Raw genomic sequence first — 26,830 nt, 5'->3', positions numbered from 1 at the left:
ATCAGGGCTTCACTTCTGCGGGCGCACGCCCGTAGATATCGTCAAAGCGCACAATGTCGTCTTCCCCCAGGTACTCGCCGCTCTGCACCTCGATCATCACCAGGTCGATGATGCCGGGGTTGGTCAGGCGGTGCTTGTGCCCGGCCGGAATGTAGGTGGATTCGTTGGCGTTGATCAGGAACTCACGGTCGCCGTTGGTAATCATCGCCGCACCGCTGACCACCACCCAGTGTTCGCTGCGGTGATGGTGCATTTGCAGTGACAGCGAAGCCTGGGGCTTGACCACGATGCGCTTGATCTTGAAGCGGCTGCTTTCTTCCAGCACGGTGTAGGTGCCCCACGGCCGGGTCACGGTGCGGTGCAGGCTGAATGCCGGATGGTCCTGGCGCTTGAGCTCGGCGACGATATAACGCACATCCTGGCTGCGGCGGGCGTCGGCGATCAGGATCGCGTCCGGGGTGTCGACGATGATCAGGTCGCTCACGCCCACCGCGCCCAACACGCGCTTGGGCGAGTCGATGTAGCAGTTGTGCACGTCGTGCAGGATCGCTTCGCCATTGACCTGGTTGCCGTTGGCGTCGCTGGGCGTGAGCTGGCGCAGCGCGTCCCACGAACCGATGTCACTCCAGCCGATGTCGCAGGGCACCACGGCCACTTGGGTGGATTTTTCCATCAGCGCCACGTCGATCGAGATGTCCGGCGCAGCACCGAACCCTTCGGCGTTCAGTTCACGCTGGCGGCAGTGGTTGTTATTCAGGCTGTGGCCGTGGTCGAGGGCAGCCTTGGCGGCGTCGAGTACGGCGGGGGCGTGCAGCGCCAGTTCCTCAAGCAGCGTGCTGGCCTTGAAGCAGAACATCCCGGCATTCCACAGGTGTTTGCCGCCGTCCAGGTAACCCTGGGCGGTGGCGAGGTCAGGCTTCTCGACGAAGCGCTTGACCCGGAAACCCTGGCCCAGTGCCTCGCCTTGTTCGATGTAGCCGAAGCCGGTTTCCGGGTGGTCGGGCTGAATGCCGAAGGTCACCAGGTAGCCGGCCTCCGCCAGGTCACGGGCTTGCGTGACGGCGTCGGCAAAGGCGCTTTCATCAAGGATCAAATGGTCGGCGGGCAGGATCAGCAACTGCGCCTCGCTGCCGAAACTCTCCTGCACATGCAGGGCGGCCACGGCGATGGCGGCGGCGGTGTTTCGACCGAATGGCTCCAGCAACAGGTCCAGAGCCAGGTGGGCCTTGTTGACCACGCGGTAGTCGTCAAGTGTGCGAAACAGCAGGTCGCGGTTGGTCACCGTCAACACGCTTTCCACCCCCGGCAAATGACTGGCCCGCAGGAAGGTCTTTTGCAGCAGGCTTTGGCCATCACGCATGCGCATGAAGGGCTTGGGCATGTTCTGGCGCGACACCGGCCACAGGCGAGTACCCGAGCCACCGGAAATGATGCAGGGAATCAAGCCGTTGAGGGTGTTCATCAATAGACTTCCTTGGTCGAAAGGACGGCCGGGACCGTCATGAAAACGATGTACAAATCGAACCACACCGACCACTTCGAGATGTACTCCAGGTCGTACTCGACGCGTTTCTGAATCTTGAACAGGGTGTCGGTCTCACCACGATAGCCGTTGATTTGCGCCCAGCCCGTGATGCCCGGTTTCACCCGGTGCCGCGAGCTGTACTCGCTCACGGCCACTTCGTAGGGCACCCCGGCAGCCTTGGTGGCAGTGGCGTGTGGGCGCGGGCCGACCATCGACATATTGCCCAGCAGCACGTTGAACAACTGCGGCAACTCATCAATGCTGGTCTTGCGAATAAACCGGCCCACGCGGGTGATGCGCGGGTCGCCGCGGGTGGTTTGGCGGTCGGCGTTGAAGTCGCTCATCTCGGTGTACATCGAGCGAAACTTGAACACCCGGATCACGTTGTCGTTGTAGCCAAAGCGGTTTTGGCGAAACAGCACCGGGCCTTTGGAGTCGAGCTTGATGACGATCGCCGTGATCAACATGATCGGCGACAACGCCACCAGGCCAAGGGCCGCCAGGATCAGGTCTTCGCAGCGCTTGATAAACGGCGACCAGCCCCGCAGCGGCACATGGGAGGTGTTGAACATCAGGATGCCGCCCACATCGGTGATGCGGCTGTGGCCATAGCGCAAGGCGGCCATGTCGGGTACCAGCATCACGTTGACGGACATTTGGCGCAGGCGCTTCACCAAGCCGTTGATGCGCTGTTCGGCGGCCCAGGGCAGGGTGATCATCACCTGGTTGACCTGCTCGGAGCGGATCAGTTTTTCCAGGTCGCGGGTATTGCCCAGCAGCGGCAGGTTGCTCAATTCCTTGGGGATGCGTTCGGTGCGGTCGTCGATAAAACCGATCAGGCCGGAGCGGATATCGCCATTGCGTTGCAAGTGGTCAGCCACGTGCACGGCGGTGTCGGTGAAGCCGAGTATCACCGTGCGTTGCAGGTATTTGCCGTTCATCATCAGGTTGCGGAACAAGCGCAGCATCACCATCCGTTCCAGCCCGAAAAACGCGAGGCTGGTGATAAACCAGAACGCCAGGTTGCGTGGGCTCAACTGCGGGAACATCAGCAGGATCTGGTACATGAACAGCAAGATGCAAAAGGCCGAGGACCAGGCCACCAGCATGGTGCGAAACCGCAGGCGGTTGCTGAACAACTCCTCGGAGTACACCCCCATGGCCTGGAACAGGATAATCGTCAGGATCGCGAAGAACAGCAGCAAGCCGAGAAAGTGGGCGCGCAGTTCAGGCGCCATGGGGTCTGGGTAAAATAGCAGGATCAGTGCCGGTAAAACGGCGGTGAGGCCGTGCATCAATTTTACGAAAACAACAAAAAACTCAATAAAGCCGGCCCGGGTCAAAAACAGGCTGTCGACTGACGACTTCTCACGCATAAAAACATCCCTCATTGCACACCAGGGCGTCCGTGTTCGGCTGCTCATCCATAAAGGCAGGGCTTGCTTTATAAGTGGCGCCAGACGAACGGCTTACTTCGCTGGGTAATACGCAATTACCTATCTATTTGCAGGGAATTTGCGGGGTACTGGCTAAATGATGGTTCCGATTTTCTTGTTCGTCAAGGTTTTGACATTTTTTTAAGAGTGGCGTCCTAGACACTTCGGGTACTGTTCTGCGTGACAGTTTGTTGACTGTCTTGGTCGGATTCTCGGGTTCTTCGAGAACAAAATGCTGGCGTTTTGGAGTGTAGGAACAAATTTGGGAATTTTCCTGCAATGGAGGAAAACCTTTTTTTGACGGAGGCGGAATGCGGGGGTTTTGGGGGACAAGCGACGAGTGGTGAGGAGATGAATCCTTCACCACGTCGGCGAGGTACTAGGCTTCGTGGTTACCTTTCAAGCCTTGCGCAAGTGCAGGCACTCGATCGAGCGGTCTACCGTGGTCTTGGCAATTTCCAGCAGGTGCCACACCGCCAATAATTTCGCGCGCTCGGGGCTTTGCAGCAGTTCGCCGCAGTCGAGCGCGGTGGCCGAGGCGCTGCTCAGGAGGCTTGCGGTGTAGAGCAGGGAGTCTTCGAAGCTCAGGTCTTCGTTCACGGTGTGGAAGCCCTGGGAGGGCAGGTAGTGTTCAAGGGCGCGATTGAAGGCGGCGCGGTTTTTTAGCAGGTCGAGGGGTGGGTCGGGGACGGACTTACTCATGGTGTAGCTCCTTTTCGGTTACGGAGCCGACCCCTTTGCGACTAAACGAAGGGTGGCGGCTGTACGCAGGTTAGTCGACCGGCCGAAAAGGAAAAACCCGGCGCACCCGAAGGTGCCCTGCGCACAGCCACCATAAAACCTCATGATGGGACCATGCGCCTTTTCAGAACCGGGCGACTAAACCCGTTCACTGATGAGCAGTGAAGGGACGAAGACTAGCCACCGGTTCCAACAGGCACAAGGCCGAAAGATTGTCTCGGAAACGTCCCGCAAATTAAAGGGATTTACCCTGCTGGCCCTTTATTCATATCCGAATGGCCTCGCGAATTTTCCCCAAGGCTAATCTCAACGTCGCCAAATCAATCGACCCCAGTGCCACCCGTAACGCATGCGGCACATGCGCCGTACAGGCAAATGGCTCGGCACTGGTGACACGCACACCCTGGCCCTCAAGCGCAGCCACCACCGCATCCGCCCGCAAACCCTCAGGCAACACCAGCCACAGGTAATACGACGCCGGATGCGCAATCACCTCGCAACCCTGCAAGACCTCCCGGGCCAGCGCCTGACGTTGGCGTGCATCCTGGCGCTTCTGTTCTTCCAACTCATCCACCGCGCCGGATTCTATCCAGCGGCACGCCAGGTTGACCGTGAGCGTCGGCGTGCTCCAGGTGGCGACGCGAATCGCCTGCTCCAGCGCCGGCACCCACGCCTTGGGCGCCACGATAAACCCCACCCGCAACCCCGATGCCACGCTCTTCGAAAGGCCAGACACATACACCGTGCGCAAGGGCGCGTAGGTGAACAACGGCTTGGGCGCAGGTTCAGCGAGAAAGGCATAGGCACCGTCCTCAATCAGTAAAAAATCGTAGCGCTCAGCCAACGCTGCAAGGCGCTCCCGGTCCGCTTCGCCCATCACCGTGCCCAGCGGATTGTGCAACGTGGGCATGCAATAAAACCCCCGCACCGGGCGCCGTTTGCACAAGGCCTCCAGCGCATCCAGATCCGTATGCCCGGCCGGTTGCGGCAGCGGCTCCAGGTCGATGCGCTGGGACTGGGCCAGGGTTTTCAGCCCGGGATACGTCAGCGCATCCACCGCCAACACATCCCCCGGTTGCAGCAGCGCCATCAGGCTGACGGCGAGGCCTTGTTGCGCACCGTTGACGATCAGCACTTGCTCGCCACTCACGCGAATCTGCCGATTGCGCAGGTGCCGTGCGGCGGTCTGTCGCTCATGGGCGCGGCCGCCCTGGGGGGCGGAATGCAGCAGCGCATCGAGGTCGCCCGAGGCGGCGATGGCGCGTAAACCGTCGCGCAGCATCTCGGCCTGGCCGGGCAGCGAAGGGTAGTTGAGGCTCAGGTCCACGGTGCCCGGTTGCATTGGCTGTTGCACCAGGCCCATGCCCCGCAGCAACGTGGTGTCGCGCACAAAAGTGCCACGCCCCGGCTCACCCACCACCAGGCCGCTGGCCTCCAGTTCGCTGTACACCCGCAAGGCGGTGGCCAGGGCGATGCGATGGCTGTTCATCAGGTTGCGCACGGTCGGCAACTGAGTGCCCGGCGGCAATTTTCCGGCACGAATCCGCGTAGCCAGTTCATCAACGATCAGTTTGTAGCGGACCTGAGCCAAGGCGCGTTCCCGTGCAAAGCGTATCTAGATCAATTTTTTGTTTGTATCAGGTGAGCTGATTAATCTACAGGCTTTCCCGGTGGATGGCTTGAGCATGATCGACCTCGCAACCCTGGCTGTTTTCTCTGGTGCAGTCCTGCTGCTGTTGTTATCGCCGGGCCCAAACATGGCCTTCGTCATCAGCCACGGTGTGACCTATGGCTGGCGTGGCGGTGTGGCGTCGGGGTTGGGCATCAGCGTGGCGGACCTGCTGCTCACGGCCCTGACCGCGACCGGCGTCACCGCACTGGTCGCCAGCTGGCCGCCGGCCTTCGACCTGATCCGCTATGCCGGTGTGTTGTACCTGCTGTGGCTGGTGTTCAAGACCCTGCAAAAAACACCGGCCCTGGACACCGCCCACGTCACCCGCGTCCCCCTAGGCCGGGTGTTTGTGCGGGCGATGCTCAACAGTTTGCTCAACCCCAAGGCGTTGCTGTTTTTCATGGTGTTCCTGCCGCAATTCGTCAGCCCTGAGTCGGGGCCGATCGCGCTGCAACTGGTGCAACTTGGGGTCATCCTGACGCTGATCAGCGGCGTATTTCATGCCGTGCTGGGGATTTTTGGCGGGGCGGTGAGCCGGTTTTTTGCCGGCAAACCGGGTAGCGCAGGTTTACAGAAATGGGGCCTAGCCACCGTGCTGATGGTGCTGGCCGTGCGGTTGGCGCTGATGTCTCGGCCAGCGTGATAAACCACTTATAAAAGGACGTTACCCATGTACATCGCAGCCTTTATCTACAAGCCCGGTGAACGGGATGACGAGTTCCAGCGCCTCACGGATTTGATCGACGCACTGGCGGCAAGGCTGCCGGGATATGTGGGGGCCGAGTCGTGGCGCTCGGCGGATGGCGGGTTGATCAACGCCAGTTATTACTGGCGCGATGAAGCGTCAATCCGCGCCTTTGCCAGCCACCCGACCCACCTGGAAGCCAAGCGCCTGTACCGCCGCTGGTACGGCGGTTATCACGTGGTGATTTCCAAGGTGGAACGGGCGTATGGCGACGGCACGATCGGGCATCTGGTGCCCGCCGACCGCCACGGGCACGCGAACGCTTAACCCAACCGCGCCGCCGCCCGGGCCACGATTTCGCCCCGCGTCTTACGCGACTCGGCAGTGCGTTTGCGGGCTTCCTCCAACACAGGCTGCGGCGCGGTTTCCGGCCGGCCTGCATTGAACGGCGGGGCCGGGGCATATTCAATCTGCAACTGCACCAACTGCGCCGCCGCCTCGCCGTACAGCTCGGCTGCCAGGGTCAGGGCAAAATCGATCCCGGCGGTAATCCCGCCACCGGTCAGCAGGTTACCGTCACGCACCACGCGCTCCTGCACCGGGATCGCGCCAAGCGGGGCGAGCATGTCGTGGTAGGCCCAGTGAGTGGTCGCCCGACGCCCGCGCAGCAAACCCGCGGCGCCCAGCACCAGGGAGCCGGTGCACACCGACGTCATATAACGCGCGGTCTGCGCCTGGGCCTTGAGAAACGCCAGCGTTTGCTCATCCTCCATCAACGCCCCGACACCTGAGCCTCCGGGCACGCAGATCACATCCAGCCTTGGGCACTCCTCAAAGGTGGTGCTCGGTGTAAACACCAGCCCGGTACTGGAGGTGACCGCTGCCAAGTCCTTCCACACCAGGTGCAGCTGCACATCCGGCAGCGACCCCAACACGTCATAAGGCCCGGTGAGGTCCAGTTGCTGGATACCTGGGAACAACAAAAAGCCAATCTGCAAGGTCATGGGGAATGCGCCTGATAAAGGGATGGACGGCTTCACTCTAGTCATCTAGGCTTTGGCGTATACGCCATTAAGCCCACGAATTACGCCAATCATGCCCAGAATCATCAATGTGCTCGCGTTCCCCAATGTGCAGGTGCTCGACGTCACCGGGCCGCTGCAAGTGTTCGCCTCGGCCAATGACCTGGCGCGCCAGCAGGGCTTGCCGCTGCCCTATGCGGTCAGCGTGATCGCCGCGCAGGTAGAGCCGGTGATGACCTCGGCGGGCCTGGCATTGGTGGCCGAGCCGTTGCCGGCTGCCGACGCGCCGTGCGACACGTTGGTAATCGCCGGCGGCTGGGGCGTGTACGGGGCCGCCGAAGACCCGGCGCTGGTGGACTGGGTTCGCCAGAAAGCCACACTGTCGCGGCGCATGACCTCAGTGTGTACCGGCGCTTTTCTGCTGGCGGCCAGCGGCTTGCTGGACGGCTGCCGCGTAGTGACCCACTGGACCCGCTGCGAAGAACTGGCGCGCAAATACCCACAACTGACGGTGGAGGCCAATCCGATTTTCATCCAGCAGGGCAACCTGTGGACTTCTGCCGGAGTGACCGCCGGTATCGACTTGTGCCTGGCGCTGGTGGAAGAAGACCTTGGCCGCACCGTGGCCCTGGAAGTGGCGCGGCACCTGGTGGTGTTTCTCAAGCGCCCCGGTGGGCAATCGCAGTTCAGCGTGACGTTGTCCCTGCAAAAGGCCGGCAGTCGTTTTGCAGAGTTGCACGCCTGGATCGCCGAACACCTGAGCCTGGATTTGAACATCGCCACACTGGCCGCCCAGGCGGGCATGAGCGAGCGCAGTTTTGTACGCCACTACCGCGCCGAAACCGGCCAGACGCCGGCGCGGGCGGTTGAACTGATCCGCGTGGAAACCGCCCGCCGGCAACTGGCCGACAGCAGCGTCTCGATCAAGCGCATCGCGGTGCACTGTGGTTTTGGCTGTGAAGAAACCATGCGCCGCAGCTTCCTGCGGGCGGTATCGATCACGCCCCAGGCTTACCGCGAACGGTTTTCTCCCGCGCCTGAATCTGAACCTGTTTGAACGAATAGGTACGCTTTTGTATCAAGGTGCTATGTTACCCACAGCCCCTTGCGCAGTGACTTGATCCCAGGCCTCTACGTCGCGGTTTCGACCCTTCCGGCGTACGCACAGCTCATGAATGCACTTCCTCTTGTCATTGTCGAATTGCGCGCGGCAACCGCTGCGCTGCATCGACGCCTCGATACCCGGCTGCCTTTTTCCCGAATGGACCTGACGCTCTATCGCGAGCTGATGAGTGCTTATTACGGTTTCTACCAACCGCTGGAGCGCGCCCTGGCGCCGTGGGCCGAGGGTATCCCAGGCCTTGAATGGGCACGGCGCGGCAAAACCCCTTTCCTGCACGCGGACCTGGTTGCCATGGGCCTTGAGCCGGTGCAAGTCGATGGGTTGCCGTTGTGCCAGCAATTGCCTGCTTTCGAAAGCGTGCCGCAAGCATTCGGCGCACTCTATGTGCTGGAAGGCGCCACCCTCGGCGGCCAGGTGTTGCGCAACCTGATCGAGATCAAGATTGGCGTAGGTTCCACGAATGGTGGCGCCTTCATGAATGTCTACGGCACCGAGACCAGCGCACTGTGGCAGCGCTTTCTTGATAGCCTCTACCAACTGCAAACCCCTGCTGAACGCCTGGAGGCCGTTGACGTCGCGCAGTCGACCTTTCTGTGTTTCGAGCAGTGGCTGGCCCGCTGTGGGGTGCTGCGATGAGCACGGTCGATACGCTGATAGACGATTGCGCCAACGAACCCATCCACATTCCCGGTTCGATCCAGCCTCACGGCGTGCTGTTGACGTTGAGCGAGCCGGCGCTGCAGATCCAGCAGGCCAGCAGCAACTTCAATGTGGCGTCGGGCCCCGCACTGGCCAGCGTTCTCGGCGACAAAGCACTGGCGCAGGTGAGACTGGCCCTGGCAGACCTGGACGCCGATGAAGATGAGCCCCATCAGTTGGTACTCGATGGCGTCACCTACGACATCCTGCTCCACCGCCATCAAGGGCTGTTGTTTCTGGAGCTGGAACCCTCCACTGCGGCCCGGCACGCCACAGGGCAACAGACGGCCCGTGCGTTGCGTCGCCTGCAGTCGGCCAAGACGCTCGATGCGTTGTACCAGACGTGCGTCACCGAAATTCGTACCCTCACAGGTTACGACCGGGTCACGCTGTACCGCTTCGAACAGGAAGGCCACGGCAAGGTCATCGGCGAAGCCCTCAGCGACGGCATGCAACCCTACCTGGGCCTGTGTTTCCCCGCCTCGGACATCCCGCCCCAGGCCCGCGAGTTGTACCGCCTGAACTGGGTGCGGGTGATTCCCGATGCCGAGTACCAACCGGTGCCGATCCTGCCGGCCCTGCGCCCCGACAACGGAGCGCCGCTGGACCTCAGCTTCGCCGTGCTGCGCAGTGTGTCGCCGGTGCATTGCCATTATCTGAAGAACATGGGCGTGCGTTCCTCCATGAGCATTTCACTGCTCAAGGACGACCAACTCTGGGGCCTTATCACCTGTGGCCACCGCGAGCCGTTGCGCGTGTCCCATGAGCTGCGCACATCGTGTACCAGCATTGGCCAGCTATTGTCGATGCAGATCACCTTGCTCCAGGAGCAACAGGAGCGCCGCCAACAGCAGGACAAAGCCACGATGATCGAGACGTTGGTCACGGCCATGGCGACGGACCAACACGATGTGATGGAAAGCCTGCTGCCCCATGCGCAGTCGTTACTGGCCCTGACCAGTGCCGGTGGCTTGGCGATTCTGGTGCAAGAGCGCCTGCATGTGTTTGGCATCTGCCCCACCCGCGCTGAAATCCACGCGCTGTACCAGTGGGTACGCGCTCAGGGCAAAGGCGTGGTGCACAGCCATCAACTGTCGGTGGATTTCGCACCGGCGGCGGCCTATCAGGCCCATGCCAGCGGCCTGTTGGCCTTTTGCCTGCCAAAGCCGGTGGACAACGCGGTGATGTGGTTTCGCCCGCAGGTCAAGTCTACGGTGGAGTGGAGCGGCCAGCCGGTCAAGCATCGGGAACCCGGCACCGCGACCTTGAGCCCGCGCCTGTCGTTTGAACTATGGAAACAGCAGGTCGACGGCAAGGCGCTGTATTGGTCGCTGTCGGAGCTACAGGCGGTGGAGAGCCTGCGGCGCAACGCGCTTGAGCATGACCTGGCACGCCAGGTCATGCGTGAACATGAGGCTGTGCGGGCGCGCGATGAACTGGTGGCCGTGGTCTCCCATGACCTGCGCAGCCCGCTGACTATCCTGCTGATGCAGTGCGGCATGATGCGCAGCATGGTGCCCGCTGAAGACAACAAGGCCAATCGGCGCCTTGCCTGCGCAATTGAAACCATGCAAAACGCCACCTCACGCATGAACACGTTGCTGGAAGACTTGCTCGATATCTCGCGCATCGAGGCCGGGCGCTACAGCGTCTCGCTGCAACTGCTCGATGTGGCGGCGACTCAGGAGCAGATCTGCTCGATGTGGCAGCCGCTGGCGGCAGACAAGGGTGTCGGGCTGACCTGGCGCGCCGCCCCTGGGCTGTGTGTGCAGGCCGACCCGGAGCGATTGTTCCAGGTGTTTTCCAACCTGCTGGGCAATGCCCTCAAATTTACCCCGAAGGGTGGTGTGATCGAAGTGATTGCCGAGGCGGCGGGGGACGAAGTGCTGTTCCGGGTGTGCGACAACGGCATCGGCATTGCCCCGTCTCACCTGCCGCACATCTTCGATCGCTACTGGACCTCCCGCGAGGGCAACCCCACCGGCAGTGGGCTGGGGTTGTACATCTCCCACGGCATCATCGAAGCCCACGGCGGCACCCTGTGGGCTGAAAGCGTGGCGGGGCAGGGCAGCGTATTCAGCTTCAGGATCCCGGCTGGGGGTTGAGGCCCAGCAGTTCGAAGATCGCCTCAAGGGTGGCGTGGGGCGCTTCCTGGGGGATGTTGTGGCCCACACCGGCCAACACCTCACGCCGATAGAAACCGCTGAAATTTTCCAGGTCATCATCTTCCACCGGGGCTGGGCCCACACCGTCATCGGCGCCGCACAACGAGATGCTCGGCACCGAAATCGGCGGCGGCTGCACCAGTGCCTGCTCGATGCTTTCCAGTGCCGGGTCACCCGGTGCGTACATGAAGCGGTGACGGTAGGAGTGGACCACCACCTCGACAAAGTCCGGGTTATCAAACGAGGGCGCGGTTTTACCATACAGGCTCGGCCCCTCGGCCCAGGACGGCGACCACAGTGCCCACAGCAACTGGCAGAACTCACGCCGGTTGGCGGTCAGCCCGTCGATGCCGCGTTGGGTGTGAAGGTAAAACTGGTACCACAGCCGATACTCTGTTTCCGGCGCCCGAGGCCGGGTAGACGCCGCAATATCCTGAATGTTGTAGCCATCGCCCGTGACCAGGCCGCGCACCCGCTCAGGCCACAGGGCTGCGACGATACAGGCGGCGCGTCCGCCCCAGTCATAGCCCACCAGCGTGGCCTTTTCGATGAACAGGGCATCCATGAAATCCAGCAAATCCCTGGCCAGCGCCGCCTGTTGGCCGGAGCGCATCACCTGGGCATTGATAAACCGTGTCGGGCCATAACCGCGCAGGTACGGCACCAGCACCCGGTAACCGCGCTCGGCGACCACCGGGGCAATCTCGTCATAGCCGCGAGGGTCGTAGGGGAAACCGTGCAGCAGGATGACCACTTCGCCGCCTTCCGGGCCATGGGCTTCGTAGGCGATATCGAGCATCGGTGTGCGAACGTGAAGGGTGGGCATGGAGGCTCCGGTGGTGCAGAGGAAGTGATGGAACTGTAGACCAGACCGATTACTGAACGTCGTCTGAAAGGCTGCAATTGCTTGACTTGTCTAGACCGGCCTGGCGCAAGCCGATGCAATTGCCCCATGGGTCGCGCACTTGGCACATCCACTCGCCGCCCTCGATTGCCATCGGGCCGCGATACAGCGTGGCGCCCAAAGCGACCAGGCGCTGAACCTCCTGAGACAGGTCCGCCACCCGCCAATACACCACCGACCCAGCCGCGCCGCTCGCGACCTTGTTGTCGGCATTCACGATTTCAATAGCCACGCCGTCTACGTCCAGATGACCGAAGTCATCGGGCACGTGGTAGACGCGGATAGCTCCAGGAAAGGCCTTGGCATACCAATCGGTGGCAGTGCGCCAGTCAGGGACGTGAATCAGGATGGAGATGATGGGAGTCAACCGAACAGTACCTGCTGCCAATGGGTTTCACTGATGATCGCGATCGGAATGCCGCTATTTCTCAGCTCGACGGCTTTTTTGATCTTCGTGCCATATGAGCTATGCAGCCACTGTTCGTTGCCAACACTCCCGACCACGAGGAAATGAACCTTCTTGCTGACCGAGTTGCCGATAAGGCCGCCGCGTTCGACGACCAGCGACTCACATTCCTTGCGGGGCCCATACGCCATGACACCGGTAAACAAAAAGGTCCGGTCCTGCCACTCCAGAGTCGGCGCCGGATGGTTCAGCGCAAGGCTGGTGACAGCCGAGGGGCGTTGAGGTGATCCCACCGAGACGCCGGAAAACTGATGCAGCATTTCTAACAGTTCTGCGGATTCTTCCGCGTCCAGAACGCCGTCAATCAGCATGCTGGCAAGGCGCTGATAAAGAATGTTTACCACCGGATCCTCCAGTTGGAGCAGGTGGGTTTCTATCCAGTGCTTAAGAAACTCGGCTTCCAACTGATTGATGTTCCCGTCGGCGACCAATCCGGCGGTGACGCCAAGTAATGCGTCGGCAGAGCGTCGATCCATTCGCGCCTTGTGGAAGAAGTGACTACGTTCGAATTCCTGATGAAGATCAGTCATGCGTCCTTGCTCCTTACTCTTCGGTTTCGGTGGCCTGATTAAAATACTTTGTCTTGTCTGGAGTGAAGGTCACGATCATGTGGGTGTGTGAACAGGTCATCGCTGTTTCCTCAGTCGGATCGATGTCAAGGTTCTCCCCGCGAAGGCCTTGCCACTGTGCCAAATAGATGAATGAACCGAATTTTTCGAGCTTTTTCAGGCTGCGGCTGACACCACCTTTCCACCCAAGTGACGGTAGCTCGCCAGCCAGGCAAGCCTGGGAAAGGTTGGGGCGTTTTTTCGCCAGTTCTCGGCCAACTTCCCAGCATTTGATTAAGCCTTTGTCGTGGCTTTCCCACATTTCGGTCCAGCTCAGGTTGGGTCGTGGGGCTGTGTCGATGCTTTGTTGTATGCGCTGGGTCATATTCCTTCCTTGAATATTGAGGGGGGCTGTAAACGTTGGGACCGATATAGGCATATCTTGTGATGTTTGCCAAATAACCTGTGGCGAGGGAGCAAGCTCCCTCGCCACGGTTGGGGGCTGGCTCAAATCTCTGCGCGGGTGATGACGTGTTTGAAGTGATGCCGCCACAAATCCGCGCCCAGTTTTCCCGAACGGTCCAGCGACGAACCCACGGTCAAATCGCTGATCAGCGTGGGCTGTAATCCCGCATCAAACAACGCAAACCCGGCCGCCAATACACATGTGTCGGTTTGGATGCCGCACACCAGTACCCGCTCTGGCGCGAGGCTTTTCAGGTGGCTGAGGATCTCGGGCGTCGGGGCGTAGCCGTGTTTGATGAAGACATGGTCGGCGGCGATCAGGCTGTCGTCGTCCGGCGCCGGTTGCCAGCCGAGTTGGCGGGCGAAGGGGGTGATGCTTTCGTCGTGACGCTCGACGGTGGCCACTGACGGCATGCGGCCCAGCAGGGCGTTGATGCCGTTCACCAGCCAGCCGGGCGGGGAGAAGGAGGGTTGTACATCAATGATCAGCAGTACCTGGCGCATTGGAATCCTGGCTGGGATCGAAGGGCCACGCATTGTGCATCGGGAACACTTCGTCTCCAAGTCTGGCGCGGTCTTCGTGGGAGCTGGCTTGCCTGCGATGGCGGTGGATCAGCTCATGCATCAATGCCTGAAACACCGCCATCGCAGGCAAGCCAGCTCCCACAGAGTTACTCACTTGCGGTCAGAGAGTGCTCGGCCTTACGGCTGCCAAACCGTTTTCTCCCCGCTCAACTTGCGGTCCAGAAACGTCGCCGCACTGATCAGCGCCAAATGGCTCAAGGCTTGCGGCGTATTGCCCAAGTGCCGTGCCTGGTTATCAAACTCCTCTGCATACAACCCCAGCGGATTGGCGTAGCGCAGCAACTGTTCAAATTCCAGGTGCGCCTTCTCCACTTGCCCGGCCCGGGCCAGGCATTCCACGTACCAGAACGAACACGCCGCAAACGCGCCTTCGGTGCCTTGCAGGCCGTCAATCTGGCTGTCGTCGTTGCGGTAGCGGTACACCATGCCGTCACGCACCAGGCTTTTCTGGATCGCTTCCAGGGTCGATAACCAACGCGGATCCGTCGCCGCGACGAAGCGCACCAGCGGCATCAACAGCATCGAACCGTCCAGCGCCGTGCTGCCGATATACTGCACAAAATGCCCGCGCTCTTCGTTCCAGAAGTTGCTCCAGATGTCTGCGTAGATCGCCTGGCGGGTCTGGTCCCAGCGGGCAAACGGCGCCGGCAGCGAACGCTTGGACGCCAGTCGAATCGCCCGGTCCAGGGCCACCCAGCACATCAGCCGTGAATGCAGGAAGTGATGCTGCTCGCCGCGCATTTCCCAGATGCCGACGTCTTTGTGGTTCCAGGTTTCGCAGACCTGGTCGGCCACTTCCACGGTGTGTCTCCAGCCCTCGTGGGAGATGGCTTCGCCGTATTTGTTGACCAGGTACACCGCGTCCATCAGCTCGCCATAGATATCCAGTTGCAGCTGGTTGTAAGCCTCGTTGCCGATGCGCACAGGTTGCGCGCCGCCATGGCCGCTGAGGTGGGTCAGTTCGGTTTCCGGAAGCTCCTGGCGACCGTCGATACCATACAGAATATTGATTTTCATCGGCTGGTCGCAGCAGTCACCGACGCGGCCTTTCAACCAGCGCATGTAGCCGTTGGCTTCCTCGATAAACCCCAGGCGCATAAAGGCGTAGACGGTAAATGAGGCATCGCGGATCCAGGTGTAGCGGTAGTCCCAGTTGCGCTCGCCGCCGGGTGTTTCCGGCAGGCCGAACGTTGCGGCGGCGACGATTGCGCCGTGTTTTCGCGAGGTCAGAAGCTTAAGGGCAAGGGCCGAGCGGTTGACCATTTCGCGCCAGCGCCCACGGTAGTTGGACTGGGCGATCCAGCCGCGCCAGAATTTCAGGGTGCGGTCCAGGTACAGGTCGCTGCCCTCGTTTTTTACGCGGGGGTCGTCCGCCCCACCCAGGACAAATTCGGCACCTTCTTCCAGGCCCAGGTCGAAGGTGGCGACGGCGGCATCGCCGTCCAGTTGCATGGCGTGGCTGCCGATCAGGCGCAGGCCCGGTTGGCCAGCCGCTTCAAAGCACACGTCAGCGTCATCCAGCGTGGCGCGGGTAGGGGCACGGGCGTAGTCATGGCGCACGGCGCAGCGCATATGGAAGGTGGCTTTGCCGCTGACCACCCGCACCCGGCGAATCAGCAGGGGCAGGTCGTCGACGTTTTCACTGATGGTCAAAAAGTCGGTGACTTCCACCACCGCCTCGTTGCTCAACCAGCGGGTTTGCAGCACGTTGGTGTCGGGCAGGTAGATCTGCTCTCGGCGGGCGTCGGGCAGGTCCGGCGTGAGCTGGAATATCCCGGCCGCTGGGGAGTCCAGCAGCGAGCAAAAAATCGACGGGCTGTCGAACTCCGGCCAGCAGAAAAAATCGATGCTGCCTTTGTCGTTCACCAGCGCCGCACTGCGCATGTCGCCAATGATGCCGTGGGCGTCGATGGCACTTTGTGGTTCGTTTTTCAGATCAACCATTGCCGCGAAACTCCGGATAAAGGCTCATGCCGCCATCAATAAACAGCGTGCTGCCCACCACGTAGTCGGAGGCATCACTGGCCAGCCACACCACCGCATTGGCCACGTCTTCGACGTCGCCCACGCGGCCATAGGGAATCAACTTGAGTAGCTCCACCTCGGCCGCGCCTTCGGTGGCGGCGCGGTTGATGGCAGTGCGAATCGCGCCTGGCGCAACGCCGTTGATACGGATGCGCTGCTGGCTGACTTCCTGGGCGAGGGTGCGCATCAGCATCTCGACGCCGCCCTTGGATGCGGCGTAATTCACATGCCCGGCCCAGGGGATCAGCTGATGCACCGAGCTCATGTGAATGATCTTGCCGGCGGCCCGGGACACCCCTTCGCGAATGCCCTGGCGATTGAAGATGCGCAACGCGGCGCGGGCGCAGAGGAACTGGCCGGTGAGGTTGACGCCGATTACCGCGTTCCAGTCCTCAAGGGTCATGTCGACGGCGGCGGCGTCTTTTTGCATGCCCGAGTTTGCCACCAGGATGTCCAGGTGCCCAAACGCCTCCAGGGTTTGTGCAAACAGCCGCTCGACATCGGCTTCTTTCGACACGTCGGCGCCAATCGCGATCGCCCGGCCGCCGTTGGCATTGATCTGTGCCGCCAACGCTTGTGCCGGCGCCGCCTGGGCGTTGTAGTTCAGCACCACGGCGGCGCCGGCCTCGGCCAAGGCCTTGGCAGCCCCTGCACCGATCCCGGAACTGGCGCCGGTGACCAGCGCTACTTGTTGCTCCAACGAAATGCGCATTGCCCACCCAACCTTTCTCAAAGAGCCCAATTAGCTGACTGATGGCGTGGGCCACAAGTTCACCGGCTGTCTTGAATGCGACGATGGCTGTCTATATCTATCGTTTTCGCCACGGGGCTTTTCGCTAGAATCAACCCTTGATTGATCCGAGCCTTTTGCCGATGAACAGCCAACCCCGCCCATGGCTTGAAGCCTACGCCGATAATTACCGCAATGACGACGTGGTGCATCCCCATTGCCATGCTCAGGCGCAGTTGATCCATGGGGTGTCCGGGGTGATGGTGGTCAGCACCGCCCAGGGCAGTTGGCTGGTGCCGTCCGGGCATGCGCTGTGGGTGCCGGCCGGCACCCCGCACGAAATCCGCATGGCCGGCGAAGTGCACATGCGTACGCTGTTCCTGATGCCCGAGGCCGAGCCGGGGTTGGGCCGCACCTGCCAGGTGATCGAAGTGTCGGCGTTGCTGCGCGAGTTGATTGTCGCGGCCACGCAGATTGCCGGGCACAACAGCCCGCGCCTGCAGGCAATGGTCGAGTTGATCCGCATGGAGTTGCTTGCCGCGCCAGTGGTGGCGATGCACGTGCCGGTGCCCGGCGAGGCGCGGTTGGCGAGGTTATGCACGCACTTCATCCGCAACCCTTCCGACGACAGCAGCCTGGAATCCTGGGCCGACAGCCTGAACATGAGCGCCCGTACCCTGAGCCGGGTGTTCCAGCGCGAGCTGGGCATGAGCTTCGGCGAATGGCGCAAACGCGCCAGGCTGGCCCTGAGCTTGAAGTCGCTGGCCCAGGGCGTGTCGATCCTGGAGGTGGCACTGGAGCACGGTTATCAGAGCCCGAGTGCGTTTAGTGCGATGTTTCGTCGCTCGCTGGGATATCCACCCAGTCATTTTCGCCCGGGGGCTTAGTGTTGCGTCAGGTAACGCAATTGTCCGTTTAGCGACGATACATGGCCCTGACGCTGGCGAATCGGACAGGCCACCTGCCTAACCTGCAAGGCTCCTTCTTGAGCGAGCCTTGTGATGCACAGCCCTTCTTTTCATCCATGGATGCCCATCGCCCTGTTAAGCGTGCTGGCCGGGTGCAGTGGCGTGTCCGGCCAGCCATCCACCGTCACGGCGCAGCCCGTCCCGCGGCTCACGGCCGAATCCGCCGAGGCGTTGCCCGCCCGTTGGTGGCAGTTGTACCGCGACCCGCAGCTGGATGCGCTGGTGGCGCGGGCCCTGCGCCAGAACAAAGACCTTGCAGCCGCCGCGGCCCATGTCGATGCCTTGCTGGCGCGGCTGGAACAGGCAGACGGCGAGCGCCTGCCGGCCACGTCCCTGGACTACGGCCTGGCCTACGGTCGCAGCCGTGACGACCAGACCCTGGCCCAGGCCACCCGCAGTCATGCCGGTGCGCAATGGAGCCACACGCCTGAATTTTCCCTGAGCTACACCCTCGACCTGTGGGGTGAGGTGCGTTATCGCATTGCCGCAGCGCGCGCGGATGCCCAAGTGGCGCGGGCGCTGGAAGACGAGTTGCGGGTGACGGTGGCCGCGCAGACCGCCCGCGCTTACGCCCAGGCCTGCGTGTATGGGTTGCAGCAGCAGGTGCAAGCGCACTCGGTGCAGGTTCTGGAGCAAAGCGTGGCGCTCACGCACAAGCTGCAACAGGCCGGCGCGGCGACGGAGCTGGACCTGAGCCGCCTGCAAGGCCTGTTGGAAGAAACCCGTGCGCCCTTGCCGATGTTTGCGGCCCGGCGCAGCAGCGCGCTGTATGAGCTGGCCGTGCTCAGTGGTTTGCCGCCGGAGCAGGTCACCCCACGCAGCTGTGCCCAAGGCCCGCAGTTGCAAGCCCCGCTGCCGGTGGGCGAGGGCTGGGCGCTGGTGCAGCGCCGGCCAGACATCCGTCGCGCCGAGGGGCAGCTGCGCGCCGCCAATTCCACGGTGGGGCTGTCGCGGGCCGAGCTTTACCCACGGATTACCTTCGGCGCGATGCTTGGTTCGTCTGCCAGCAGCCTGGGCAAACTGGGGGACAGTTATGCAACGGTGTACTCCGTGGGGCCGCTGGTGTCCTGGCGCTTTCCCAACCGGCAAGTCGCCCAGGCGCACGTCAGGCAGAGCCAGGCCGAAGCCCGCCAGGCGTTGGCACAGTTTGACGGCACAGTGCTCACCGCGCTCAAGCAGGTTGAACAGGCCATGGCCTTGTACCAGGGCGAACAGCAGCGGCGCCAGGCGCTGGCCGCTGCCCTGGGCAGCAACCGCCATGCCTTTGACCTGGCCTCCCGTGGCTACCACGCCGGCGCGCTGGATGCGCTGCAACTGCTGGACAGTGAACGCAGCCTTGTAGGCCTTGAAGCCCGTGTGGCCGAGTCCGATCTGCGTTTGATCAACCGCCAGATCGACCTGTTCCAGGCCCTCGGTGGCGGCTGGCAGCGTGACGAACAAACCGCCCCCTTACCTATCGTTGCTGGAGCCAAGCCATGAACCAGGCTGTTGAACCCATTCGCCTGTCAGTTATGCAGCGCCATCGTCGCGCCCTGATAGCCACGGCCTCGCTCGCCACGCTGTTGGGGCTGGCAGCCTTTGCCGGGTATTGGTGGCAGTGGGGGCGCTTTCTTGAAGAAACCGACGACGCCTACGTGCGTGCCGACTGGGTCGCCATCAGCCCACGGATCGCCGGGTATGTGGCCCAGGTGCTGGTGGAAGATAACCAGCCGGTAAAGGCCGGGGACCTGTTGGTGCGTATCGACGACCGGGATTTTACCGAGCGGCTCAACAGCGCCCAGGCGCAATTGCAACAGGCGCAGGCGGCGGCGACGGCGCAACTGGCCTCGGTGCAAACCCTCGACGCACAAATGAGCGAGCAACGGCAACGTATTGCCCAGGCCCGCGCGGCCTTGAGCAGCGGCGAGGCCGAGGCCCGGCGCGCGGGGCTCGATTACCAGCGCTATCGTGAATTGGTCGCGCAACAGGTCGCCAGCGCCCAGCACCTGGAAACCGTCAGTGCCAGTAAGGCCCAGGCTCAGGCAGCGCTGGCACAAGCGAGCGCTCAGGTAGCGCGCCAGCAGGCACAGCTGCAGGTCGTGCAGGCGCGTCGTCAACAGGCACAGGCGCAAATCCTTGAACACCAGGCGCGCATCGGCGAAGCCCAGGCCAACCTGGCCCTGGCCCGCAACGCGCTGAAAGACACCGAGATCCGTGCGCCTTTCGATGGCGTGGTAGGCCAGCGCAAGGTCCGTCGCCAGCAATACGTGATGCCCGGCCTGCCGCTGCTGGCGGTGGTGCCGGTGGAGCAGGCCTATGTGATTGCCAACTACAAGGAAACCCAGTTGCAGCACATGTCGCCCGGGCAGTCGGTAGAAATCGCGGTGGACAGTTTTGCCGGTGCGCATTGGCGCGGCAAAGTGGAAAGCATCGCTCCCGGCTCCGGTGCGGTATTTGCGCTGTTGCCGCCAGACAACGCCACCGGCAACTTCACCAAGATCGTCCAGCGGTTCCCGGTGAAGATCCGCCTGGAGCCTGGTGAATCGCGGGTTTTGCCGGGCATGTCGGTCATCGCCACGGTCGATACCCGGCCCGGTAGCGCGCAGGAGCACGTCCATGGAGGTTGAAGGGCGTGTGCCGTTTCGCGCCTGGGTCGCGGTGATCGGTGGGCTGTTCGGCTGCTTCATGGCCGGGATGAACGTGCACGTCACCAGCGCGGCGCTGCCGGAAATCGAAGGCGCGCTGGGCGCAACGTTTGAGGAAGGCTCATGGATTTCCACGGCCTACCTGGTGGCGGAAATCATCATGATCCCCCTGACGGCCTGGCTGGTGCAGGTGTTCTCCCTGCGCCGCGTGATGCTGTGGGGCTCCGGGATATTTTTGGTGGCTTCGGTGGCGTGTTCGCTGTCGCCGAACCTGCAAGTGATGATTGTTATCCGGGTGGTTCAGGGCGCAGCCGGGGCGGTGCTGATCCCGTTGTCATTCCAACTGATCATCACTGAGCTGCCCGCCAGCAAGATCCCGCTGGGCATGGCGTTGTTCAGCCTGGCCAACAGCGTTGCCCAGGCGGCCGGGCCGTCGATTGGCGGCTGGCTGACCGACGCGTATTCCTGGCGCTGGATCTTCTACCTGCAACTGTTCCCGGGGGTCGCACTGCTGGCGGCAGTGGCCTGGTCCATCGACCGCCAGCCGATGAACCTGAGCCTGCTGCGCCAGGGCGACTGGCTGGGTATCGGCTGCATGGTGCTGGGGCTGGGGGCGTTGCAGATTGTGCTGGAGGAGGGCGGGCGCAAGGACTGGTTTGGCTCGCCCTATATCGTGTGGATGACGCTGGTGGCGGTGGTGGGATTGATCGGCTTCGTTGCTCGTCAGTTATGGGGTGCGCATGCCTTTATCAACCTGCGGCTGTTGGGGCACTACAACTTTGGCGTGGCCAGCGTGGCGATGTTTATCTTTGGCGCCAGCACCTACGGCCTGGTGTTTCTGGTGCCCAACTACCTGTCGCAATTGCAGCACTACAACGCCCGCGAAATCGGCGTGAGCCTGATTGCGTATGGGCTGGTGCAGCTGATCATGGCGCCGTTTCTACCGCGCCTGATGAAATGGGTCAGCGCTAAAATGCTGGTGGCGTCGGGGTTCGCGATCATGGCGTTGGGCTGCTGGATGGGCGCGCACCTGTCGGCAGACAGCGCCAGCAACGTGATCGTGCCCTCGATCGTGGTGCGCGGTATGGGCCAACCGTTGATCATGGTGGCGTTGTCGGTACTGGCGGTACATGGCCTGGCCAAGGCGCAGGCCGGGTCGGCCTCGGCGGTGTTCTCGATGTTGCGCAACCTGGGCGGTGCGGTGGGTACGGCGCTGTTGGCGCAATTGGTGGTGGTGCGTGAGCGCGTGCATTCGGCGCGCATTGGCGAGTCGGTGACGCTGTTCGACCCGGCCCTGCAGCAGCAACTGCCTGGTGGCGCAGTACTGCAGCAACAACTGCCGGAGCATCAAGTGGTGCTGAACCTGCTGGACCAGAGCATTCGCCATCAGGCGTTTTTAATGGCCTACAGCGATGCCTTCTTTCTGGCGTGTGTGGCGTTGGCCGCCTGTGCGGTGGCGGCGTTGCTGTTGCGGCGCACCTAGGCCGAGGGCTTCAAGCCACGCAACAGCAACTCCAGCCCTTGCAAGGCTTCTTCCAGTCGCTCGCCCGGGTGTTCATCCTGGGCGATCCACAGCGATGCGCTCACCAGGCTGCCGTTGATCAGCCTCGCCAACGCCTGGCTGCAGGCTTGCTCGATAAGGCCCGCTTGCATCAGGTCATCAAGTAAGCTGCGCAGCGAATCCACACATTGCTGCTGGTCGGTTGCGCCCAAAACCGCCGGGGCATCCTGCAGCACAATGCGCTGGATCTCGGCATCCTGGGCCATGCGCAAATAGGCCCGGCAACGTTCGCAGAAGCCGTCCCAGGGGGTGTCGGCCTGTTCGGAGATACGGTGCAGGCTCGCGTCCATTTCACCGTCGAGCTGGGCAACCACCGCCGCCAGCAAGCCCTTTTTGTCGCCAAAATGATGGTACAACGCACCCCGGGTCAGGCCGGCGCGAGCGGTAAAATCGTCCATCGATGTCTGGGCGTAGCCGTGTGTGGCGAAGGCCTGGCGGGCGCTGGCGATCAGGCGGGCGCGGGTGTCTTCAATCATCTCGGCACGGGCTCGGCTCATGGGTAAGGCTCACAATAGGTGATTGACATACGGCGCGTATGTTACGCATGATTTGTCACATACGCATCGTATGTATTTTGCCCCGAAACTTGCGAATAGCAAGTTTCGGGGCGCTCAGGAAGAGGTTACACACCATGGCGAACCCCTACGCCGAGCTATTCCAGGCGCCTGGTTCCAGGGCTTTTGTATGGGCGGGCATGCTCGCCCGCATGCCGATCTCCATGACCGGGATCGGCTTGATCACTATGCTGTCGCAAGTGCATGGCGGTTATGGACTGGCCGGTGCGGTGACGGCCACCTTCGCGCTGGCCACGGCGTTCTGTGCGCCCCAGGTTTCGCGATTGGTGGACCGTTATGGCCAGGGGCGGGTGTTGCCGGTTGCGGCGTCCATCGGCGGCGGTGCGCTGTTGCTGTTGTTGCTCTGTACCCGCATGCAGGCGCCGAGCTGGACGCTGTTCATCTTCGCCGCCCTGGCCGGGTGCATGCCCAACATGTCGGCCATGGTGCGGGCACGCTGGACCGCGCTGTATCGCGGCCAGCCCAAGTTGCAAACCGCGTTTGCCCTGGAGTCGGTGCTTGATGAGGTGGTGTTCATTGTGGGCCCGCCGGTCTCGGTGGGCTTGTGCGTGCTGTTGTTCCCCGAAGCGGGGCCGTTGATTGCCGCGCTGTTCCTGGCGGTGGGTGTGACCGCGTTCGTGCTGCAACGCCAGACCGAACCGCCGGTGCATGAACACCACGCAGAGCATGGCCGGTGGCTGATCGCTTCGCCCTCGGTGTTGATCCTGATGGTGCTGTTGATGGCCATGGGCATCATCGTCGGCGTGGTGGACGTGGTCAGCGTCGCCTTCGCCCAGCATCAGGGCCAGCCGGCTGCCGCGAGCATTGTGTTGTCGGTGTATGCCATCGGTTCGTGCCTGGCCGGGCTGGCGTTTGGTGCCCTGAAATTGAAATCCCCGCTGCCTCGCCAGTTCCTGTACTGCGGCGTGGCGACGGCGATCACTACGCTGCCGTTGTTGCTGGTGACGAACATTCCCGGGTTGGCGGCAGCAATTTTCATCTCCGGCCTGTTCTTCGCCCCGACATTGATCGTGTCCATGGCCCTGGTGGAACAAATCGTACCGCCGAGCCGCCTGACCGAAGGCATGACCTGGCTGATCACCGGCCTGAGCATCGGCGTGGCCATCGGCGCTGCCAGCTCGGGCTGGATGATCGACCACTTCGGCGCACCCAGCGGGTTCTGGGTGGCGCTGGCGGCGGGGGCGGTGGTGCTGGGGGCGGCGCTGTCGGGGTATCGGCGGTTGGGGTGATTACCCTGTCACCAGTGCGCCGCGATGTTGCAGGAATTCGTTCAGCGCTTGCCGCGTGAGATCGTTCAACGTCACTTTTTGCCGGGCTGCCGCGAGGGCAGCGGCCAAGTGGAGGTCATGGCCGACACGGACGTTGAACGAACCCTTGCAGGGCTTTTCCGGTGTTTGCCCAAGGGCCTGGCAGGTCTCGATGTAGTCGTTTACGGCGTGGCAAAAAGCCGTGTCCAACTCGGCGACGGTTTTTCCCTCGTAGCTGACCAGGGCCTTGATGAAAAGCAGCTTCCCGAACAGGCAGTTGTCTTCGATGCTGGCTTCGATGGAGCCGATGTAGCCTTTGTGTTTCAGCTGGTTGTTCACTGAATCAGTTCTCCTGATTTCAATTGTTCGATGACCTGGCGCCGAATGTAGTGTTTCAGTTCGTTGCCGGGGTGAGGCTTGTGCAGGGTGATCATTGCACTGGGGTCGCCCTTGTCGAAGCTGACCCGGCTACCCGCCCCTTCGATTTGCGTGTAGCCCAGGCGCCGCAGCAGCGTGACGAGTTCGGACCAGGTAAAGGCCGATTGCTCATTGAACAGTTTGGCCAGCAGCTTTTCATTTTTCGACACGGCGATCCTTGCCTGTAACTAAATGTAGTTGCAAATGATGGGTTGCGTCAATGATAGGACAGCCTCGCCGAGCGACTCGGTGTTTGATGTAACCCTTGATGACACCGTGGTCTGCGCCCCCAATCCCCCGCTAATTTTTCCCCTCCGGATTCGTTTTATAGGGACGACGTGCCTTTGTGCTTCCTGCCTATTGCCCCGGATCCCAAGAAATGAACGCTGAAGACTCCTTGAAACTTGCTCGCCGGTTTATCGGGTTGCCCCTGGAAAAACGCCAGATGTTCCTCCAGGCGCTGCACAAGGAAGGGGTGGATTTTTCCCGGTTTCCGATCCCGGCAGGGGTGGCTGCAGCCGACCGCCAGGCGCTGTCCTACGCGCAGCAGCGGATGTGGTTTCTCTGGCAACTGGACCCGGCCAGTGGCGCCTATAACCTGCCTGGCGCGGTGCGGCTCAAGGGCGCGTTGAGCCTGCCGGCGATCGAGCAAGCGTTCGCCAGCCTGGTGGCCCGCCATGAAACCTTGCGCACGGTGTTCCAGCCCCAGGCAGACGAGCGCCTGTCGCAAGTGGCCATGCAGTCGCCGCTGGTGGTTGAACAGTTGGACTTCAGTGCCCTGGCACCCGCCGAGCGTGAGCAGGCGGTGATGCAGGCCGCCACCCGCCAGTCGCTGCTGCCCTTCGACCTGGCCAACGGCCCGTTGCTGAGGGTGCAATTGCTCAAACTGGCGGAGCAGGCGCACGTATTGCTGCTGACCTTGCACCACATCGTCTCCGACGGCTGGTCGATGAACGTGCTGATCGACGAGTTCATCCGCTGCTACGACGCCCATGAGCGCAATGAGCCGCCGCAACTGTCGGCCCTGCCGATCCAGTACAGCGACTACGCCCTGTGGCAGCGCCGCTGGCTGGAGGCCGGCGAGCAGGCCCGTCAGCTGGAATACTGGCAGGCACGCCTGGGGGATGAGCACCCGGTACTGGAGTTGCCCATCGACCATCCGCGCCCGACGATGCCCAGCTACCAGGGCACCCGGCATGATTTTGCGATTGACCCGGCGTTGGCCGCGCAGCTGCGCAGTTGCGCGCAAAAACACAATGTCACCTTGTTTATGCTGCTGCTTGGCGCGTTCAATGTGCTGCTGCACCGTTACACCGGCCAGGGCGATATTCGGGTTGGCGTGCCGATTGCCAACCGTAATCGCAGCGAAGTTGAAGGGCTGATCGGTTTCTTCGTCAACACCCAGGTGTTGCGCACCGAGCTGACCGGGCAAACCCGCGTCGACCAACTGCTGCAAAGCATCAAGGAACACGCGCTGGGCGCCCAGGCTCACCAGGAATTGCCGTTCGAGCGCCTGGTAGAAGCCTTGAAAGTCGAGCGCAGCCTGAGCCATACGCCGCTGTTCCAGGTGATGTACAACCACCAGCCGCAAGTGGCGGACATCGCTGCGGTCAACACCGCTTCCGGGCTTGAGTTGTCGCTGGTGCAATGGCAAGGCCGCACCACCCAGTTCGACCTGAGCCTGGACACCTTCGAAAAATCCGGCACCCTGCACGCTGCACTGACCTACGCCAACGACCTGTTCGACGCCGCCACCATCGAGCGCATGGCCCGGCATTGGCTCAACCTGTTGCAGGCGATGGTCGCCGATGGCAGCCAGCGCATCGGTGAACTGTCGATGCTCGAAGCCACAGAGCAGCACGTGCTGGTGCATGACTGGAACCAGACGGCCGCGACGTACCCGACCGAACGTGGCATTCACCATTTGATCGACGATCAGGTGCAACGCACTCCGCACGCCATTGCTCTGGTGTTCGGCGCGACGCAGTTGACCTACGTTCAGCTCGACGCGCGCGCCAACCGGTTGGCCCATGCCTTGCGCGAGCAGGGTGTTGGACCGGACGTACTGGTGGGGATCTGCATCGAGCGCTCCATCGAAATGGTGGTCGGCCTGCTGGCGATTCTCAAGGCCGGTGGCGCCTACGTCCCGCTGGACCCGGAATACCCCCGCGACCGCCTGGCCTACATGATCGAAGACAGCGGCATACGGTTGCTGCTCAGCCAGCACAGCCTGCTGGCGACCTTGCCGGTCGACACCATCAGCGTCATTGCCCTGGACCAGGCAGAAGGCTGGCTCGACGGCTACAGCGACGAATCACTGGCCGTCAACGTGGAGGCCCTGAACCTTGCGTATGTGATCTACACCTCCGGCTCTACCGGCAAACCCAAGGGCGCCGGCAACAGCCATCGCGCGCTGGTCAACCGCCTGTGCTGGATGCAGCAAGCCTATGGCCTGGACGCCAGCGACGCGGTGTTGCAGAAAACCCCGTTCAGCTTTGACGTGTCGGTGTGGGAGTTCTTCTGGCCGTTGATGAGCGGCGCACGGCTGGTGGTCGCAGCGCCCGGCGCGCATCGCGAGCCGGCACGCCTGATCGAGACCATTGGCGAGCACGCCATCACCACGCTGCACTTCGTGCCGTCGATGCTC

26 protein-coding genes (1 of these 26 only partly in view) are annotated in these 26,830 nt (G+C 62.2%); 11 read left to right on the top strand and 15 right to left on the bottom strand.

All coding sequences use genetic code 11. The features are described from left to right. Position 1 precedes the first annotated feature (1 nt). The 4 genes from RGV33_RS22810 to RGV33_RS22795 form a co-directional block, all read right to left on the bottom strand. The gene (locus tag RGV33_RS22810; protein WP_322146255.1) at positions 2–1,462 is read right to left on the bottom strand and encodes a mannose-1-phosphate guanylyltransferase/mannose-6-phosphate isomerase; all 1,461 of its coding nucleotides are present in this window, start codon (positions 1,460–1,462) and stop codon (positions 2–4) included. Continuing rightward, entirely contained in the window at positions 1,462–2,901 is a 1,440-nt protein-coding gene (locus RGV33_RS22805) for an undecaprenyl-phosphate glucose phosphotransferase (RefSeq protein ID WP_322146254.1), read from the bottom strand. Before RGV33_RS22805 ends, RGV33_RS22810 begins: the two co-directional genes overlap by 1 nt. Positions 2,902–3,360: 459 nt before the next feature. Beyond that, complete coding sequence (locus RGV33_RS22800) at positions 3,361–3,663, bottom strand: DUF6124 family protein (RefSeq protein WP_322146253.1); 303 nt, start codon at positions 3,661–3,663, stop codon at positions 3,361–3,363. A gap of 304 nt (positions 3,664–3,967) precedes the next feature. Further along, positions 3,968–5,293, bottom strand: coding sequence for a PLP-dependent aminotransferase family protein (locus RGV33_RS22795; protein ID WP_322146252.1), 1,326 nt, complete (start codon positions 5,291–5,293; stop codon positions 3,968–3,970). A 94-nt stretch (positions 5,294–5,387) separates the two neighbouring features. Here RGV33_RS22795 and RGV33_RS22790 point away from each other — a divergent pair, with 94 nt between their 5' ends. Together RGV33_RS22790 and RGV33_RS22785 are read left to right on the top strand one after the other, a co-directional pair. Next, positions 5,388–6,017, top strand: a complete 630-nt coding sequence (locus tag RGV33_RS22790) for a LysE family translocator (protein WP_322146251.1) — start codon at positions 5,388–5,390, stop codon at positions 6,015–6,017. A 27-nt stretch (positions 6,018–6,044) separates the two neighbouring features. Beyond that, on the top strand, positions 6,045–6,386 hold the full coding sequence (locus RGV33_RS22785; RefSeq protein ID WP_177048732.1) for an antibiotic biosynthesis monooxygenase family protein: 342 nt from the start codon (positions 6,045–6,047) through the stop codon (positions 6,384–6,386). Here RGV33_RS22785 and inhA read toward each other — a convergent pair. Beyond that, a complete protein-coding gene (gene inhA / locus RGV33_RS22780; RefSeq protein WP_322146250.1) occupies positions 6,383–7,063 on the bottom strand; it encodes an isonitrile hydratase in 681 nt (226 codons plus the stop codon). The genes RGV33_RS22785 and inhA overlap by 4 nt on opposite strands. A 91-nt stretch (positions 7,064–7,154) precedes the next feature. Here inhA and RGV33_RS22775 point away from each other — a divergent pair, with 91 nt between their 5' ends. The 3 genes from RGV33_RS22775 (at position 7,155) to RGV33_RS22765 (ending at position 11,008) form a co-directional block, all read left to right on the top strand. After that, complete coding sequence (locus RGV33_RS22775) at positions 7,155–8,138, top strand: GlxA family transcriptional regulator (protein ID WP_322146249.1); 984 nt, start codon at positions 7,155–7,157, stop codon at positions 8,136–8,138. A gap of 114 nt (positions 8,139–8,252) precedes the next feature. Continuing rightward, positions 8,253–8,840, top strand: coding sequence for a biliverdin-producing heme oxygenase (locus tag RGV33_RS22770; protein ID WP_322146248.1), 588 nt, complete (start codon positions 8,253–8,255; stop codon positions 8,838–8,840). Then, complete coding sequence (locus RGV33_RS22765) at positions 8,837–11,008, top strand: ATP-binding protein (RefSeq protein WP_322146247.1); 2,172 nt, start codon at positions 8,837–8,839, stop codon at positions 11,006–11,008. The genes RGV33_RS22770 and RGV33_RS22765 overlap by 4 nt, the downstream gene beginning before the upstream one ends. Here the strand turns inward: RGV33_RS22765 and RGV33_RS22760 are convergent. The 7 genes from RGV33_RS22760 to RGV33_RS22730 form a co-directional block, all read right to left on the bottom strand. After that, on the bottom strand, positions 10,986–11,894 hold the full coding sequence (locus RGV33_RS22760; RefSeq protein ID WP_322146246.1) for an alpha/beta hydrolase: 909 nt from the start codon (positions 11,892–11,894) through the stop codon (positions 10,986–10,988). The genes RGV33_RS22765 and RGV33_RS22760 overlap by 23 nt on opposite strands. Before the next feature lie 49 nt (positions 11,895–11,943). Continuing rightward, the gene (locus RGV33_RS22755; RefSeq protein ID WP_322146245.1) at positions 11,944–12,339 is read right to left on the bottom strand and encodes a VOC family protein; all 396 of its coding nucleotides are present in this window, start codon (positions 12,337–12,339) and stop codon (positions 11,944–11,946) included. Next, positions 12,336–12,968: a BRCT domain-containing protein gene (locus tag RGV33_RS22750; protein ID WP_322146244.1), complete on the bottom strand. Its 633-nt coding sequence runs from the start codon at positions 12,966–12,968 to the stop codon at positions 12,336–12,338. The genes RGV33_RS22755 and RGV33_RS22750 overlap by 4 nt, the downstream gene beginning before the upstream one ends. A gap of 13 nt (positions 12,969–12,981) precedes the next feature. Next, positions 12,982–13,371 (bottom strand): hypothetical protein, encoded by a 390-nt coding sequence (locus RGV33_RS22745; RefSeq protein ID WP_322146243.1) that lies wholly within the window; start codon positions 13,369–13,371, stop codon positions 12,982–12,984. Positions 13,372–13,493: 122 nt separating this feature from the next. Further along, positions 13,494–13,955: a cysteine hydrolase family protein gene (locus tag RGV33_RS22740; RefSeq protein WP_322146242.1), complete on the bottom strand. Its 462-nt coding sequence runs from the start codon at positions 13,953–13,955 to the stop codon at positions 13,494–13,496. Between the two features lie 198 nt (positions 13,956–14,153). After that, positions 14,154–15,980: a glycoside hydrolase family 15 protein gene (locus RGV33_RS22735; protein WP_322146241.1), complete on the bottom strand. Its 1,827-nt coding sequence runs from the start codon at positions 15,978–15,980 to the stop codon at positions 14,154–14,156. Continuing rightward, entirely contained in the window at positions 15,973–16,773 is an 801-nt protein-coding gene (locus RGV33_RS22730) for an SDR family oxidoreductase (protein WP_322146240.1), read from the bottom strand. Before RGV33_RS22730 ends, RGV33_RS22735 begins: the two co-directional genes overlap by 8 nt. Before the next feature lie 161 nt (positions 16,774–16,934). Here RGV33_RS22730 and RGV33_RS22725 point away from each other — a divergent pair, with 161 nt between their 5' ends. The 4 genes from RGV33_RS22725 (at position 16,935) to RGV33_RS22710 (ending at position 21,866) form a co-directional block, all read left to right on the top strand. Beyond that, positions 16,935–17,678: a helix-turn-helix transcriptional regulator gene (locus tag RGV33_RS22725; RefSeq protein WP_322146239.1), complete on the top strand. Its 744-nt coding sequence runs from the start codon at positions 16,935–16,937 to the stop codon at positions 17,676–17,678. Between the two features lie 114 nt (positions 17,679–17,792). Beyond that, entirely contained in the window at positions 17,793–19,238 is a 1,446-nt protein-coding gene (locus RGV33_RS22720) for a TolC family protein (protein WP_322146238.1), read from the top strand. After that, the gene (locus tag RGV33_RS22715; RefSeq protein ID WP_322146237.1) at positions 19,235–20,365 is read left to right on the top strand and encodes an HlyD family secretion protein; all 1,131 of its coding nucleotides are present in this window, start codon (positions 19,235–19,237) and stop codon (positions 20,363–20,365) included. Before RGV33_RS22720 ends, RGV33_RS22715 begins: the two co-directional genes overlap by 4 nt. Further along, positions 20,355–21,866 carry an MDR family MFS transporter gene (locus tag RGV33_RS22710; RefSeq protein ID WP_322146236.1) on the top strand — a complete coding sequence of 504 codons (1,512 nt, stop codon included), beginning with the start codon at positions 20,355–20,357 and terminating at the stop codon, positions 21,864–21,866. The genes RGV33_RS22715 and RGV33_RS22710 overlap by 11 nt, the downstream gene beginning before the upstream one ends. On the opposite strand, the gene RGV33_RS22705 is transcribed toward RGV33_RS22710, so the two are convergent. Next, positions 21,863–22,441 (bottom strand): TetR/AcrR family transcriptional regulator, encoded by a 579-nt coding sequence (locus RGV33_RS22705; RefSeq protein ID WP_322146235.1) that lies wholly within the window; start codon positions 22,439–22,441, stop codon positions 21,863–21,865. The genes RGV33_RS22710 and RGV33_RS22705 overlap by 4 nt on opposite strands. A 134-nt stretch (positions 22,442–22,575) precedes the next feature. Between RGV33_RS22705 and RGV33_RS22700 the strand changes: the two genes are divergently transcribed. Then, positions 22,576–23,748, top strand: coding sequence for an MFS transporter (locus RGV33_RS22700; RefSeq protein ID WP_322146234.1), 1,173 nt, complete (start codon positions 22,576–22,578; stop codon positions 23,746–23,748). On the opposite strand, the gene RGV33_RS22695 is transcribed toward RGV33_RS22700, so the two are convergent. Beyond that, positions 23,749–24,105 (bottom strand): type II toxin-antitoxin system HicB family antitoxin, encoded by a 357-nt coding sequence (locus RGV33_RS22695; protein WP_322146233.1) that lies wholly within the window; start codon positions 24,103–24,105, stop codon positions 23,749–23,751. Continuing rightward, on the bottom strand, positions 24,102–24,353 hold the full coding sequence (locus tag RGV33_RS22690) for a type II toxin-antitoxin system HicA family toxin (protein ID WP_322146232.1): 252 nt from the start codon (positions 24,351–24,353) through the stop codon (positions 24,102–24,104). Before RGV33_RS22690 ends, RGV33_RS22695 begins: the two co-directional genes overlap by 4 nt. A gap of 209 nt (positions 24,354–24,562) precedes the next feature. Between RGV33_RS22690 and RGV33_RS22685 the strand changes: the two genes are divergently transcribed. Beyond that, positions 24,563–26,830 carry the 5' portion of a non-ribosomal peptide synthase/polyketide synthase gene (locus RGV33_RS22685; RefSeq protein ID WP_322146231.1) on the top strand. 10,056 nt of this gene lie beyond the right edge of the window, so only the first 2,268 of its 12,324 coding nucleotides appear in the window; it begins with the start codon at positions 24,563–24,565; its stop codon lies off the right edge, out of view.

It is taken from the genome of Pseudomonas sp. Bout1, from assembly GCF_034314165.1.
In the GTDB taxonomy this organism is placed as follows: domain Bacteria; phylum Pseudomonadota; class Gammaproteobacteria; order Pseudomonadales; family Pseudomonadaceae; genus Aquipseudomonas.
The sequence above is the reverse complement of the archived record's forward strand: the minus strand, read 5'-3'. Positions and strand labels throughout refer to the sequence as shown.

Coding starts and splice junctions, on each gene's coding strand:
- RGV33_RS22810 (WP_322146255.1), bottom strand. CDS start 1,462: ATGAACACCCTCAACGGCTTGATTCCCTGCATCATTTCCGGTGGCTCG.
- RGV33_RS22805 (WP_322146254.1), bottom strand. CDS start 2,901: ATGCGTGAGAAGTCGTCAGTCGACAGCCTGTTTTTGACCCGGGCCGGC.
- RGV33_RS22800 (WP_322146253.1), bottom strand. CDS start 3,663: ATGAGTAAGTCCGTCCCCGACCCACCCCTCGACCTGCTAAAAAACCGC.
- RGV33_RS22790 (WP_322146251.1), top strand. CDS start 5,388: ATGATCGACCTCGCAACCCTGGCTGTTTTCTCTGGTGCAGTCCTGCTG.
- RGV33_RS22785 (WP_177048732.1), top strand. CDS start 6,045: ATGTACATCGCAGCCTTTATCTACAAGCCCGGTGAACGGGATGACGAG.
- inhA (WP_322146250.1), bottom strand. CDS start 7,063: ATGACCTTGCAGATTGGCTTTTTGTTGTTCCCAGGTATCCAGCAACTG.
- RGV33_RS22775 (WP_322146249.1), top strand. CDS start 7,155: ATGCCCAGAATCATCAATGTGCTCGCGTTCCCCAATGTGCAGGTGCTC.
- RGV33_RS22770 (WP_322146248.1), top strand. CDS start 8,253: ATGAATGCACTTCCTCTTGTCATTGTCGAATTGCGCGCGGCAACCGCT.
- RGV33_RS22765 (WP_322146247.1), top strand. CDS start 8,837: ATGAGCACGGTCGATACGCTGATAGACGATTGCGCCAACGAACCCATC.
- RGV33_RS22760 (WP_322146246.1), bottom strand. CDS start 11,894: ATGCCCACCCTTCACGTTCGCACACCGATGCTCGATATCGCCTACGAA.
- RGV33_RS22750 (WP_322146244.1), bottom strand. CDS start 12,968: ATGACTGATCTTCATCAGGAATTCGAACGTAGTCACTTCTTCCACAAG.
- RGV33_RS22745 (WP_322146243.1), bottom strand. CDS start 13,371: ATGACCCAGCGCATACAACAAAGCATCGACACAGCCCCACGACCCAAC.
- RGV33_RS22740 (WP_322146242.1), bottom strand. CDS start 13,955: ATGCGCCAGGTACTGCTGATCATTGATGTACAACCCTCCTTCTCCCCG.
- RGV33_RS22735 (WP_322146241.1), bottom strand. CDS start 15,980: ATGGTTGATCTGAAAAACGAACCACAAAGTGCCATCGACGCCCACGGC.
- RGV33_RS22730 (WP_322146240.1), bottom strand. CDS start 16,773: ATGCGCATTTCGTTGGAGCAACAAGTAGCGCTGGTCACCGGCGCCAGT.
- RGV33_RS22725 (WP_322146239.1), top strand. CDS start 16,935: ATGAACAGCCAACCCCGCCCATGGCTTGAAGCCTACGCCGATAATTAC.
- RGV33_RS22720 (WP_322146238.1), top strand. CDS start 17,793: ATGCACAGCCCTTCTTTTCATCCATGGATGCCCATCGCCCTGTTAAGC.
- RGV33_RS22715 (WP_322146237.1), top strand. CDS start 19,235: ATGAACCAGGCTGTTGAACCCATTCGCCTGTCAGTTATGCAGCGCCAT.
- RGV33_RS22710 (WP_322146236.1), top strand. CDS start 20,355: ATGGAGGTTGAAGGGCGTGTGCCGTTTCGCGCCTGGGTCGCGGTGATC.
- RGV33_RS22705 (WP_322146235.1), bottom strand. CDS start 22,441: ATGAGCCGAGCCCGTGCCGAGATGATTGAAGACACCCGCGCCCGCCTG.
- RGV33_RS22700 (WP_322146234.1), top strand. CDS start 22,576: ATGGCGAACCCCTACGCCGAGCTATTCCAGGCGCCTGGTTCCAGGGCT.